The sequence below is a fragment of the Pseudomonas sp. BSw22131 genome (genome assembly GCF_026810445.1).
GTDB classification, from domain to species: Bacteria; Pseudomonadota; Gammaproteobacteria; order Pseudomonadales; family Pseudomonadaceae; genus Aquipseudomonas; species Aquipseudomonas huanghezhanensis.
Genome location: NZ_CP113949.1, coordinates 5,499,431 through 5,512,749 on the forward strand (window position 1 = coordinate 5,499,431; position 13,319 = coordinate 5,512,749).

At 58.7% G+C, this 13,319-nt stretch carries 13 protein-coding genes; 12 read left to right on the forward strand and 1 reads right to left on the reverse strand.

The features are described from left to right. Nucleotides 1–56: 56 nt before the first annotated feature. The gene (gene epsC / locus OYW20_RS24875; protein WP_268801230.1) at nt 57–1,010 is read right to left on the reverse strand and encodes a serine O-acetyltransferase EpsC; all 954 of its coding nucleotides are present in this window, start codon (nt 1,008–1,010) and stop codon (nt 57–59) included. A 217-nt stretch (nt 1,011–1,227) separates the two neighbouring features. Between epsC and OYW20_RS24880 the strand changes: the two genes are divergently transcribed. From OYW20_RS24880 to OYW20_RS24935, 12 genes are all read left to right on the forward strand, one after another. Next, nucleotides 1,228–2,229 carry a D-cysteine desulfhydrase gene (locus OYW20_RS24880; protein ID WP_268798509.1) on the forward strand — a complete coding sequence of 334 codons (1,002 nt, stop codon included), beginning with the start codon at nt 1,228–1,230 and terminating at the stop codon, nt 2,227–2,229. Nucleotides 2,230–2,413: 184 nt separating this feature from the next. Then, entirely contained in the window at nt 2,414–3,211 is a 798-nt protein-coding gene (gene tcyJ / locus OYW20_RS24885; RefSeq protein ID WP_268798510.1) for a cystine ABC transporter substrate-binding protein, read from the forward strand. Next, nucleotides 3,208–3,876 carry a cystine ABC transporter permease gene (gene tcyL / locus OYW20_RS24890; protein WP_408005442.1) on the forward strand — a complete coding sequence of 223 codons (669 nt, stop codon included), beginning with the start codon at nt 3,208–3,210 and terminating at the stop codon, nt 3,874–3,876. Before tcyJ ends, tcyL begins: the two co-directional genes overlap by 4 nt. A gap of 3 nt (nt 3,877–3,879) precedes the next feature. Beyond that, the gene (gene tcyN, locus OYW20_RS24895; RefSeq protein WP_268798511.1) at nt 3,880–4,623 is read left to right on the forward strand and encodes an L-cystine ABC transporter ATP-binding protein TcyN; all 744 of its coding nucleotides are present in this window, start codon (nt 3,880–3,882) and stop codon (nt 4,621–4,623) included. A 576-nt stretch (nt 4,624–5,199) separates the two neighbouring features. Beyond that, nucleotides 5,200–5,928 (forward strand): hypothetical protein, encoded by a 729-nt coding sequence (locus tag OYW20_RS24900; RefSeq protein WP_268798512.1) that lies wholly within the window; start codon nt 5,200–5,202, stop codon nt 5,926–5,928. A 239-nt stretch (nt 5,929–6,167) separates the two neighbouring features. Then, nucleotides 6,168–7,409 (forward strand): SfnB family sulfur acquisition oxidoreductase, encoded by a 1,242-nt coding sequence (locus tag OYW20_RS24905; protein ID WP_268798513.1) that lies wholly within the window; start codon nt 6,168–6,170, stop codon nt 7,407–7,409. A gap of 22 nt (nt 7,410–7,431) precedes the next feature. Continuing rightward, nucleotides 7,432–8,652, forward strand: coding sequence for an SfnB family sulfur acquisition oxidoreductase (locus OYW20_RS24910; protein WP_268798514.1), 1,221 nt, complete (start codon nt 7,432–7,434; stop codon nt 8,650–8,652). After that, nucleotides 8,652–10,016 (forward strand): LLM class flavin-dependent oxidoreductase, encoded by a 1,365-nt coding sequence (locus OYW20_RS24915; RefSeq protein WP_268798515.1) that lies wholly within the window; start codon nt 8,652–8,654, stop codon nt 10,014–10,016. The genes OYW20_RS24910 and OYW20_RS24915 overlap by 1 nt, the downstream gene beginning before the upstream one ends. Nucleotides 10,017–10,129: 113 nt before the next feature. Beyond that, a complete protein-coding gene (locus OYW20_RS24920; RefSeq protein WP_268798516.1) occupies nt 10,130–10,918 on the forward strand; it encodes a MetQ/NlpA family ABC transporter substrate-binding protein in 789 nt (262 codons plus the stop codon). A gap of 2 nt (nt 10,919–10,920) precedes the next feature. Then, the gene (locus OYW20_RS24925) at nt 10,921–12,048 is read left to right on the forward strand and encodes a methionine ABC transporter ATP-binding protein (RefSeq protein WP_268798517.1); all 1,128 of its coding nucleotides are present in this window, start codon (nt 10,921–10,923) and stop codon (nt 12,046–12,048) included. Continuing rightward, a complete protein-coding gene (locus tag OYW20_RS24930; RefSeq protein ID WP_268798518.1) occupies nt 12,038–12,682 on the forward strand; it encodes a methionine ABC transporter permease in 645 nt (214 codons plus the stop codon). Before OYW20_RS24925 ends, OYW20_RS24930 begins: the two co-directional genes overlap by 11 nt. 349 nt (nt 12,683–13,031) lie before the next feature. Beyond that, on the forward strand, nt 13,032–13,298 hold the full coding sequence (locus tag OYW20_RS24935) for an acyl carrier protein (RefSeq protein WP_268798519.1): 267 nt from the start codon (nt 13,032–13,034) through the stop codon (nt 13,296–13,298). The last annotated feature ends 21 nt before the right edge of the window (nt 13,299–13,319 follow it).

Consider the following 13,319-nt stretch of genomic DNA (forward strand, 5'->3'; position numbering starts at 1 on the left):
AGATACTCTCTGCAGATGCGAATTCGTTCGCGAGAGGCCGGTTTCAACCCGGCGCATCACTCCTGGCTGCCATTGTCGTGCTGCAAGCTCGCCTGATTGACGTTGCTGCCAGCCGGTACACCTCGGGTCAGCCAGACATTACCGCCGATGGTTGAGCCCTTGCCTATAACGATTCGACCCAAAATGGTCGCACCGGCATAGATCACCACGTCGTCTTCGACAATCGGGTGACGTGCGTGGCCTTTCTGCAGCTGGCCATCCTCATCAGCCGGGAACCGCTTCGCCCCCAGCGTCACTGCCTGATAGATACGCACGCGCTCGCCGAGGACTGCGGTCTCACCAATCACCACACCCGTTCCGTGATCGATGAAAAAGCTCGGTCCGATCTGCGCGCCTGGGTGAATGTCGATCCCGGTGGCCGAATGCGCCAGCTCCGAGCTGATTCTCGCCAGCAGTGGCAGACCGTTACGATACAAATGATGGGCCAGCCGGTGATGGATCACCGCCAGAATTCCCGGATAGCACAGCAGCACTTCGTCGACACTGCGCGCGGCAGGGTCGCCGTGATAGGCGGCCAGCACGTCGCTGTCGAGAATTTTGCGGATCGCGGGTAATGCACTGGCAAAATCCTGAATCAGCCGCTCGGCGTGCACATCGGCGCAGCTGGCATCTTCGCCGCGCTGGCGGGCGACGTAGCGCAGTTCCAGCCGCGCCTGCGCCAAAAGCGAATTGAGCGCAACATCCAGCGTGTGCCCGACGTAGAAGTCCTCGCTCTCCTCGCGCAGGTCCACAGGGCCCAGTCGCATGGGAAACAACGCCCCAATCAGCGCTTCCAGAATGTCACGCATGGCCGCGCGCGAAGGCAGTTCACGGCCGCCCATTTCTCCGCTTACGCGACCGTTGCGCGTGCGCCATTCATCTCGTGCAGCGCGCAGCTCACCGACGATCCGTTGCAGCTGCCAGTGACCAGTGAGGCCTTCGGCGCATGCCTCTGAAGACGGTTCGGGAATAGTGCTCACGCAGATCTCTCCTCAGTTTGACGGCGCATCTGCCTTGCGTGGCTGAAGTACCGGCCACTCCACAGCAAACGTTTATCGCGAAAAAATAACAGCTTTAGTAAGCCTTTGGAGCATAGGTCGTCAGCAATGGTTTGGTTGCTGTGTAGGAATGGTCTGCCTATAGTCCTGCGACACGCCACACGACTGACCAGAAGAAAGAACCTCCCTCATGATCAAAGACCAGCTTGAACGCTTTAACCGCCTGGAACTGCTGGGCGCACCGACGCCGCTGGAGAAGCTTGAACGGCTGTCGATCTGGGCAGGGCGCGATCTTTACGTCAAACGCGATGACATCACACCGCTCGCGCTGGGCGGCAACAAGCTGCGCAAACTTGAGTATCTGGCCGCCGACGCGCTGGCCCAAGGCGCTGACACGCTGATCACGGCAGGCGCGATCCAGTCCAATCACGTGCGACAAACAGCTGCCGTGGCCGCCAGGCTGGGACTGGGCTGCGTGGCGTTGCTGGAAAACCCCATCGGCACCCAAGACCCTCACTACCTGAATAACGGCAACCGGCTGCTGCTGGACTTGTTCGACGCCAGGGTTGAGCTGGTCGAGAACCTCGACAACGCTGACGAGCAACTGCAAGCGCTGGCTGAGCGGTTGCAATCCAGTGGCAGAAAACCCTATCTCGTGCCGATTGGCGGCTCCAATGCGTTGGGCGCGCTGGGCTACGTGCGAGCAGGCTTTGAGCTGGCCGAGCAGATTCGTCAGTCGGGGCTTGAGTTTGCTGCAGTGGTGCTGGCCTCGGGCAGTGCCGGCACACACAGCGGCCTGGCATTGGCGTTGGCTGAGGTGCTGCCACAGTTGCCGGTGATTGGCGTGACGGTTTCCCGGCCTGAAGAAACCCAGGCGCCCAAAGTGCAAGGGCTTGCCGAACGCACGGCGCAGCTGCTCAGCGTGCCGCTACCGCCCGCGTTCAAGGTGCAACTGTGGGACGAGTATTTTGGGCCACGGTATGGCGAGCCGAATGCCGGAACGCTATCGGCGATCAAGCTGGTGGCCAGCCATGAGGGTCTGTTGCTGGACCCGGTTTACACCGGCAAGGCGATGGCCGGCTTGCTCGACGGCATTGGCCGCCAGCGCTTCAACGACGGGCCGATCATTTTCCTGCACACCGGTGGCGCCCCCGCGCTTTTTGCTTATCCGGACGTATTTTCCGGGCAGTGACGGCCGAGCTAAACCCATGCCGGGATCTGGCGCGCAGACGAGAGGTCGGATATGCCGACACTCGCAAGCATGCGCCTTGGCTTGTGCGGCAGGCCACTGAAAAAGCTGGATAAACTTTTAGCGTCACAGTAGCTTTCGTGCACGTCTGATTCTTGCCGGATATTCCAATAAACAGGGGACTCTCATGAACATGTCTGCAATCCGCCGCACCTTTTTGCTGTCGGCGTTTAACCTGGTGCTGGGCACCGGTCTGGTCAGCCAGGCAGTGGCTGGCGATCAACTTGATACGATCAAAAAGAACGGCACCCTTAAAGTGGGTCTGGAAGGCACGTATCCACCGTTCAGCTTCGTCGATACCAACGGCAAGCTGAGCGGTTTCGAAGTCGAGTTCTCCGAAGCACTCGCCAAGGAGTTGGGCCTCAAAGTGCAGCTGCAAGCAATGCCATGGGCCGGCATTCTGGCCGCTCTGGAATCCAAGCGTCTGGACGTGGTGATCAACCAGGTAACCATTTCCGACGAGCGCAAGAAGAAGTATGACTTCTCCACGCCTTACACCATTTCCGGCATCCAGGCGCTGGTGCAGAAAAAAGACGCTGACAAGTTCAAGACTGCAGCAGACCTCAAGGACCACAAGATCGGCGTGGGCCTGGGCACCAACTACGAACAATGGCTGAAAGAGAACGTACCGGGCGCCATCGTCAAAACCTACGACGATGATCCGACCAAATATCAGGACCTGCGCGTAGGCCGTATCGATGCAATTCTGGTGGACCGCCTGGCCGCACTGGAACTGGTTGCCAAGACCAAAGACACATTGGCTGTCTCTGGCAAACCGTTCTCGCGTCAGGAGTCCGGTATCGCGTTGCGCAAGGGCGAACCCGAGCTGCTGGATGCGATCAACAAAGCCATCGACAAAATGCGTGCAGACGGCACGCTTGCCAAGCTGTCGCAGAAGTACTTCCAGGCTGACGTTACCCAATGATTGAATCGTTTCTCCAGCTCTTCTGGGAATCATTGCCGTTCCTGCTCAAGGGGATGATGTACACCATTCCCTTGAGCCTGGGCAGCATGGTTTTCGGCCTGTCGCTGGGCTTCGGCCTGGCGTTGATGCGGCTGTCGCGGCTAATCGTTCTGCGCGGTATTGCACGGGTTTACGTGTCGTTCTTTCGCGGTACGCCGCTGCTTGTACAGCTGTTCATGATCTATTACGGCCTGCCGCAGTTGGGGATCGAGCTTGACCCGATTCCCGCTGCGCTGATCGGTTTATCGCTGAACATGGGCGCCTACGCCTGCGAAATTCTGCGTTCAGCCATCTCCTCGGTAGACCGTGGTCAGTGGGAAGCAGGCGCCAGCATCGGCATGACCCGAGCGCAGATCATGCGTCGGGCAATCCTGCCGCAAGCAGCGCGTACTGCATTGCCACCGCTGGGCAACAGCTTCATTTCGCTGGTCAAGGATACCGCGCAGGCCGCCACGATCCAGGTGCCCGAACTGTTCCGTCAGGCGCAGCTGATTTCATCGCGCACGTTCGAAATCTTCTCGATGTACCTCACCGTTGCGCTGATGTACTGGGTGCTGTCGACCATCCTGTCGCATTTCCAGAACCGGCTCGAAACCAGGGTCAATCGCCATGACGTGGAGTCCTGAAGCATGATCGTGGTTGAAAAACTGACCAAGGAATTCAAAGGCAATCAGGTGCTCAAGGGCATTGATCTGCGTGTTGAGGCAGGAGAAGTGGTGGCTATCATCGGGCCCAGCGGCTCCGGGAAAACCACGTTGCTGCGGTGCCTGAATTTTCTTGAAGAACCTACCAGCGGCACCATCGTGGTAGGCGATATCAAGATTGATGGCAGCCGTCCGCTGAGCCAGCAACAAGGGCTGATTCGGCAGCTACGCCAGCACGTAGGCTTCGTGTTCCAGAACTTCAACCTGTTCCCCCACCGTACAGCGCTGGAAAACGTCATCGAAGGCCCGTTGGTGGTCAAGAAAATGGCCAAAGACGCCGCCGTGGCGCTGGGCCGCAGCTTGTTGGCGAAAGTCGGGTTGGCAGGCAAGGAAGACGCCTACCCGCGTCGTTTGTCTGGCGGGCAACAGCAGCGCGTGGCGATTGCACGCGCGCTGGCGATGGAGCCGGAAGTCATTCTGTTCGACGAGCCGACCTCCGCTCTGGACCCGGAACTGGTGGGCGAGGTGCTCACCGCGATTCGGGCGCTGGCCGAGGAAAACCGCACGATGGTCATCGTCACGCACGAGATGAGTTTTGCGCGAGACGTCGCCAATCGGGTGGTATTCATCGACAAGGGTGTGATCGTTGAGCAGGGCGAGGCCAAAGCCTTGTTTGCCAATCCGCAAGAAGAGCGCACCCGTCAGTTTCTCGAACGCAGCAGGAATTGATCCTACAGATGCAACTCCCAAAACGGCGCTAATTAGCGCCGTTTCTTACAGCCTTACATTTACACAACTTTAATCCCATCTAAAGAGTGGTTCGGTTATGCGAGCAGCGCAGCACCGACGTATCTATTTTTATTCTCTGCCTTTTACAAATTGATTCAGCCGGTATTGAGCGAGTAATTTTCATAGTGGGCATTCATGTCCGAATATCGTCAGCTTAGCCTCTCTTAGCGCCTCCTCCCGCAACCTCATTTATCAATAAGTAGGAACGCCTAACCTCTAAAAGCTGAAGAACTCAGTCAACTTGTAGGAAAGATCTTTTTCTTATGAACATTTGGCTATAACCGTTATTCCCCCATTGACATTCAGCCAACAACACAATTACCTCGAGAGTAACGAGCAGGGCACTCGCACAACTTTCAAGTGGCGATTTGAGACCAATTGTAATGTTTGCCATAAGTTCGTACTGAGCGTGTACTCATCCGCACCAGAGACGTGCCCCGTTGATTAAGCCCACGAAGCTGCGCACGCATTTGATCTACGCAGACATGGTTACCACCATTAAATGAGTATTCTGATATGACCCACAATGCATTCAAACCCGCACCCTTCAAATTGCTCGCCCCTTACCTCCCTCAAGCCAACAAGCACGGGATTGGCTCCGTCGCCGCGGCCAGCCTGGCTGTCAATATCGACCCTTACCCGGATATGGACATCGGCGACCTCGTGGAACTTTTTTGGGGCGATTGTTATGTCGCTTCAAAACTCCTGACAGCATCTGATATTGGCCATACCTGCGTGCTGCATGTTCCACAAAGCTTTCTGAATACAGGCAAAGTTAAAACTTACTATAGCGTTAAAAAGATCGGCAGCCAGGCTGTTCAGTCGTCGCCGTTCAAACTTTGGGTCAAACTGGAACCCCCCGGCGGCGAATTGATCGGCCCCGACCTGTACGAAAATCAGGGACTGCAAGCGTTGTCATTTCCTCACACAGTCTTGCTCCACGGGCTAAACAAAACGCACATGAGCAACGGCATTGATGTATCGATTAAGGCGTATCCAAACATGGACGCCTACGACGAAATTACCCTGAGCTGGGGCGATACACGTATTGATCTGCCGATCGTGACTCAGGAGGACGTTGGCCAGCCCATCACCTTTCACCTCCCCGGCGCCTTTATCAAAGAAGCGAGTGCGGGTGCGCCACAGGATGTGACGTACTGCGTCATTGACCGGGTAGGAAACAACTCGATGTGGGCGCCTTCGCGGACGATCAGCGTGGCCATGGACAAGCATCGCGACGTTTGAGTCTGTGTGCACTCACCTGCGCGGCAGCCGAGGGCGAGCTCACGTTATTGCCCTTCTATGCTTATTCCAAAATTCAAGTTTATTTAGTTTTTATACACGCTTAGGGTATATGCACCGGACCACCGGACCATCGTCATCTTTACCGCCGCAGCAGCGGCTCAACGAGGTTCGCATGGCCATTTCTACAATTACCCCCGTGCACAACGCCAGGGAATTGCGCGCTTGCAGAGGTCGCCACCATGACTGATCTGAGCGCCACTCACGTCCAGCACTCACTGGACGTATCGCCTTCCCTGTTGCCGGCAGCATTGCTGCGCAACGACGCAGAAGCCATCGCCGCCGCCCACGAACTTGCCAAAGCGGTACGCGTAAATGCCGCGCAGCGTGATCGTGAGCGGCAATTGCCTTGGTCAGAAATCGAGCAATTCACCTGCAGCGGTCTGGGTGGCATCTCGGTCCCCCAGGCTTATGGCGGGCCGCAGGTCTCCTTCGCCACCGTAGCAGAGGTGCTCAGGATTTTGTCAGCGGCAGATCCCGCAGTAGGACAGATCCCGCAGAACCACTTCGGCATCCTCCATTCATTGAGCGGCAGCGCCAGCGAATCCCAGAAAACAGCCCTGTTCGGCAGCGTGCTTCAGGGCGCAAGAATCGGGAACGGCGGGCCGGAACGCGGCACCAAAAACACCCTTGATCTGCGGGCGCGCCTGACAGCCGACGGCGACCGGTTCCTACTCAACGGTGAAAAGTTTTACTCAACCGGCGCGCTGTTTGCGCACTGGGTCGCGGTCAAGGCGCTGAACGATAACGGCGATCAGGTGCTGGTGTTCGTCAAGCGCGGCACGCCGGGGCTGCACATCGTTGACGACTGGTCAGGCTTCGGCCAGCGCACCACGGCCAGCGGCACTGTGCTGCTGACCGATGTGAGCGTCAGCGACGAATGTGTGATTGAACACGGGAAACTGGTCCTGATGCCCAATATTCAGGGCGCCGTTTCTCAACTGATCCAGGCCGCCATTGACGCAGGCATCGCGCGTGAGGCCATCGATGACAGCATCACCTTTGTGCGCGAGCGCTCGCGCCCGTGGATCGAGGCCAACATCGAACGCGCCAGCGACGACCTCTATGTCATTGCCGACATCGGCAAACTCAAGCTCGAACTGCACGCCGCCGAGGCGCTGTTGCGAAAAGCTGGCCGGGTGCTGGACGAAATCGCAGCCAGCCCGATCACTGAGCAATCCGCTGCCAGAGCGTCTATCGCGGTCGCTGAAGCCAAAGTCCTGACCACCGAAGTTGCCCTGCAAGCCAGCGAGAAGTTGTTCGAGCTGGCCGGCAGCCGCGCCACGCTTGCCGAGTTCAACCTGGACCGGCACTGGCGCAACGCACGGGTCCACACCCTGCACGACCCCGTCCGCTGGAAGGTCCACGCCGTGGGCGCCTACCACCTCAACGGCGCCCTGCCTGCCCGCCACTCCTGGATCTGACCAGACCACTGGAATCACTGTTATGAGCGCTACTGTTTCGCTGCCTGAGCATCAGACGGCAACCACCATCGTGATCATCAAAGATGACGCCCAAGCACTGAACATCGCGCGGGACCTGGCCTTGCGCTTCAAACAAGGCAGCAGCGCGCGTGATCGCGAGCGCCGCTTGCCGCATGCCGAACTCGAACAGTTTTCGCAGTCCGGTCTGTGGGCCATCAGCGTCCCAAAAGCCTTTGGCGGCGCGGGTGTTTCCAATGTCACGCTGGCCGAAGTCATTCGCATCATTGCGGCAGCTGACGGCTCACTCGGGCAGATCCCGCAAAATCATTTCTACGCCCTTGAAGTCTTGCGCGTGAATGGCAATTCGGAGCAGCAGCGACGCCTGTACTCAGAAGTTCTCGCAGGGCAGCGCTTCGGGAATGCGCTTGCAGAACTGGGCACCAAAAACGCCCATGAGCGGACGACGCACCTGTCCCGAGACGGCGAAGGATTTCGCATTAGCGGGCGTAAGTTTTATTCCACCGGAGCGCTGTACGCACAGCGAATTCCCACGTCGGTGATCGACGAAGACGGCATTCAGCAGTTGGCGTTCGTACCGGCAAATACGCCCGGCCTTACAGTGATCGACGACTGGAGCGGTTTTGGCCAGCGCACCACGGGCAGCGGCTCGGTGGTGTTCGACAACGTACCTGTCAACGCCGCAGATGTGGTCCCGTTTCAAACTGCCTTCGAGCGCCCGACCACTGTCGGTCCGTTGGCGCAGATCCTTCATGCCGCTATCGACACCGGCATTGCCCGCGCCGCCTTTGAAGACGCGCTGCATTTCGTCCGCACCCGCACACAGCCGTGGATCGATTCCGGTATCGAAAAGGCGGTGGATGATCCGCTCACCCTGCACAGCTTCGGCAAGCTCGGTATTCGCTTGCACGCTGCAGAAGCGCTGCTTGAGCGCGCAGGGGAGTTTCTGGACCGCGCTCAGGCGGACAGCAGCCCTGAAAACGTCGCCGCAGCCTCCATTGCCATCGCCGAAGCGCGCGCCATCAGCACCGAAATCTCACTCGCCGCAGGCAGCACGCTGTTCGAACTGGCCGGGTCGCAGGCAACGCTCGCCGAACACAATCTGAACCGCCACTGGCGCAATGCACGGGTGCACACGCTGCACGACCCGGTGCGCTGGAAGTATCACGCCATCGGCAATTTCTACCTCAATAACGTCAATCCGCCGCGTCGAGGGACGATCTGATGAGCAAGAAAAAAATCCTTCTCAACGCCTTCAACATGAACTGCATCGGCCATATCAATCACGGTTTCTGGACCCACCCGAGGGACACGTCCACCCAGTACAAGACGCTCGAATACTGGACGGATCTGGCGCAGTTGCTGGAGCGCGGCCTGTTCGACGGCCTGTTCATCGCCGACATCGTGGGCGTCTATGACGTGTATCAGAACTCGGTGGATGTGACGCTCAAGGAGTCGATTCAATTGCCGGTCAACGATCCACTGTTGCTGTTATCGGCGATGGCGGCTGTTACCCGCAACCTCGGTTTTGGCCTGACCGCCAATCTGACGTACGAAGCGCCGTATCTGTTCGCACGCCGCATGTCGACGCTGGACCACCTGAGCCGCGGACGCGTGGGCTGGAACATCGTCACCGGCTATCTGGACAGCGCAGCCAAGGCAATGGGCCTCAACGAACAGAATGGGCACGACCGCCGTTACGACCAGGCCGATGAATATCTGGAGGTGCTTTACAAACTCTGGGAGGGCAGCTGGGAAGATGGTGCGGTCATCGATGACCGGCAGGCCCGCGTCTACGCCCAGCCGGACAAAGTGCACAAGGTCCGGCACAAGGGAGAGTTTTATCAGGTTGAGGGGTATCACCTGTGTGAGCCCTCGCCGCAACGCACACCGGTGTTGTTTCAGGCGGGCAGTTCCGAGCGCGGTTTGCAGTTTGCAGGAGCCAACGCTGAGTGCGTGTTCATCAGCGGGCAGAACAAAGCCTCAACCCGCGAGCAGGTGGACAAGGTCCGCGCCGTGGCTCAGAGCGCGGGGCGTAACCCTGACGACATCAAGGTGTTCATGGGGCTGAACGTGATCGTCGGCAAAACCGAAGCACAGGCCCAGGCCAAGCTCGCCGAATATCAGGGTTATGCCAGCGCCGAGGCCGGACTTGCGCATTTCGCCGCGTCGACCGGGATCGATTTTGCCGAATACGAACTGGACGAGCCGATCCAGCATGTGAAGGGCAACGCGATTCAATCGGCCACCAAAATCCTCAAGAACAACGATTGGACCCGGCAAAAACTACTCGACCAGCATGCCTTGGGTGGCCGCTATATCACACTGGTCGGCTCTGGGGAGCAGGTCGCGGACGAGCTGGAATCCTGGATCGCCGAGACCGGGCTCGATGGCTTCAACCTGACACGAATCGTCACCCCAGAGAGCTACGAGGACTTTATTGATCTGGTGATCCCCGAGCTGCAGCGCCGTGGCTCGTACAAGACTGCTTACGAGAGCGGCACGCTGCGCGAAAAACTGTTTCCCGACGGCGGTGCACGATTGCCCGAGCGGCATGCGGGAGCGAGCTTCAGAACACACAACAAATAGATCGCACGTCCTTTGTAGGCGCTGACGAGCAACGCGAGGCTGCGATGCAATTTGCCGGGCACAAGCACGCTCCTCCAGCCTTCCCCCACCATTTGATTACTGGACTACCGAAAATGACAAAAACCCTGATTGCTCTGGCCCTCAGCGCGCTCGCCCTGACCGCTCACGCCGCAGACAAGCCGCTCAAGGTCGGCACCACGGCAGCCTTTGCCATCCCGCTGGAAGCTGCCGTCGCTGAAGCCGACAAGCAGGGTCTGAAGGTTGATCTGGTGGAGTTCACCGACTGGATCGCACCGAACGTCAGCCTCGCGGCCGGGGATATCGACGTGAACTACTTCCAGCACATTCCGTTTCTGGAAAACGCAAAAGCCGCGTCCGGCTTCGATCTGGTGCCGTACGCGCCGGGCATCATCAACAACGTCGGGCTGTATTCGAAAAAGTACAAGAGCTTCGATGAGCTGCCGAGCGGCGCGACCGTGGCGATCGCCAACGACCCGATCAACAGCGGTCGCGGCCTGCAACTGCTCGCCAAGGCCGGCTTGATCACGCTGAAACCGGGCGTGGGTTACAAGGCCACCGAAGACGACATCACCGCCAACCCGAAGAAGATCAAGCTGATCCAGGTCGAAGCCGTGCAGCTGGTGCGCGCCTATGACGATGCCGATCTGGTGCAGGGCTACCCGGCATACATTCGTTTGTCGAAGACCTTCGATGCCGGCTCGGCGATTCTGTTCGACGGCCTCGACCACCCGGAATACGTGATTCAGTTCGTCATCAAACCGGACCACAAGGATGACCCGCGTCTGGCCAAGTTCATCGACATCTACCAACACTCGCCGGTCGTGCGCGCCTCGCTGGATAAGGTCAACGGCTCGCTGTATGAGGTCGGCTGGAAGAACTGATCATGACTGCATCCGCGCAACGCGCTTTAGGGCTTGAGGCTGCTGCCCCACATGCCGCCGAGCAAGCCGAACTGCACCCGGAAAAGCAGCGCGCCCATGTGCGCTTCATCAATCTGGGCAAGGTCTATGAAGGTCAGCAAGGGCTGGTACCTGCGCTTCAGGGCATCGATCTGGATATCCAGCACGGTGAGGTGTTCGGCATTATCGGCCGCAGCGGCGCAGGCAAATCGTCGCTGATCCGCACCATCAATCGTCTGGAAAAACCCAGCAGCGGGCGCGTGCTCATCGATCAGGTAGACATCGGGGAGTTCAACGAAGACAAGCTGGTGGAGCTGCGTCGACGCATCGGCATGATCTTCCAGCACTTCAATCTGATGTCGGCGAAAACCGTGTGGCAGAACGTCGAGCTGCCGCTCAAGGTCGCAGGCGTGCCGAAGGCGCAGCGTCAGCGCAAAGTCGCCGAGCTACTGGAGTTGGTCGGGCTGGAAGGCAAGCACAAGGCCTATCCGGCGCAGTTGTCGGGCGGGCAGAAGCAGCGCGTCGGCATTGCCCGGGCGTTGGTGCATGATCCGGCGATTCTGCTGTGCGACGAGGCGACTTCCGCCCTCGATCCGGAGACCACGCAATCGATTCTCGGCCTGCTGCGCGAGATCAACCAGCGCCTGGGGCTGACGATCATTTTGATCACCCACGAGATGGCCGTGATCCGGGAGATCTGTGACCGCGTGGTGGTGTTGGAAAAAGGTGAAGTCGTCGAGCAGGGCCCGGTATGGCAGGTGTTCGGCAATCCGCAGCATGAGGTGAGCAAGACGCTGCTGGCGCCGCTGCAGCACGCGCTGCCGGAGGATGTGCAAGCGCGTCTGCAGCCGCATCCTTCAGAGCTTCACGCCAGCGTTGTGCTGGATCTGCAGTTCACCGGCATCGACGGCAAGGAGCCTGATCTGTCGGCGCTGTTCAATGCATTTGGCGGGCGCGTGAGCCTGCTGCATGGCGGCGTCGAACGCATTCAAGGGCGTGCGCTGGGTCATCTCCTGCTGGCGGTGGCTCACTCGCCGTTGTCGGTGGACGAATTGCTCAATCGCGCCCGCAAACACGCACAGCACGCGGAGGTACTGGGCTATGTGGCTTGATCGTCTCTGGCAGGGCGTCATCGACACCTTTCTGATGGTCGGCGTGTCGTCGCTGATCGCCTTGATTATGGGCATTCCACTGGCCGTGATTCTGGTCACCAGCGGCAAGGGCGGCATCTTTGAAGCGCCCAACGTCAATCGGGTGCTGGGCGCGTTCGTGAATATTTTCCGCTCGGTGCCGTTCCTGATTCTGATGGTCGCGCTGACCCCGTTCACCCGGCTGATCGTCGGCACGACCTACGGCGTGTGGGCAGCGGTGGTGCCACTGACCATCGCGTCGACGCCGTTCTTCGCACGCATTGCGGAAGTCAGCCTGCGCGAAGTCGACCACGGTCTGATCGAAGCGGCACAAGCGATGGGTTGCCGCCGCTGGCACATCGTCTGGCAAGTGCTGTTGCCGGAAGCGCTGCCGGGTATCGTGGGCGGATTTACCATCACGATTGTGACCATGATCAATTCGTCGGCCATGGCCGGTGCCATTGGGGCGGGAGGATTGGGGGATATTGCTTACCGATATGGCTATCAGCGGTTTGACACGCAGGTGATGCTCACCGTGATCGTGTTGCTGGTGATATTGGTGGCGGTGATTCAATTGGGCGGGGATCGATTGGCGTTGCGTTTGAATAAGCGCTGATCAAAGCGCGCCATCCCTGTAGGACTGGCTTTAGCCGGGAAAGCGTCAGATGCGACACTGCAAAATTGATGGCGCTGCCACGGGCCCCTTCCCGGCTTTAGCCGGTCCTACCAAGCCCGCGCCCAATGCAAATCAACTGTAGGAGCAATCGGAGGTTACGACGGTCGCGAAAGCGGTGGGTCTGTGACCTGGATGTTGGCTGACACGAGGCATTCGCGAGCAAGGTGGATCGCCACCCCGGTCACTCCTACAGGTTCGTGCCGATGTTTATAGGGAATTCCCTTCGTGACTGCAGGGCTGGCAGTATTCGATCTGGTGAGCATAGGCCTGTGTGCATATGAGGCGAGAAATGCAAAACAACTCTGATCGGGCGCAACTGACTCAGGAAGTGATTGAGCTTTTTGTTTCTATCATTGGCTTTATCCCGCGAAACAACGTCACGGCCACCACCAATTTCATCCGCGACTTCGAGATCATCGATGACGATCTCACCTGTTTCATGATGCAGGTGAAGTGGCAATACAAACTCAAGCCAACGCCCGAAGATTGGGCACGGATTGAAACCATCGACGAGGTGGTCGATTTGATCCTTACTGAGCAATTGATCAAAACCTGAGCGGGAGTATATTGGCGGCCT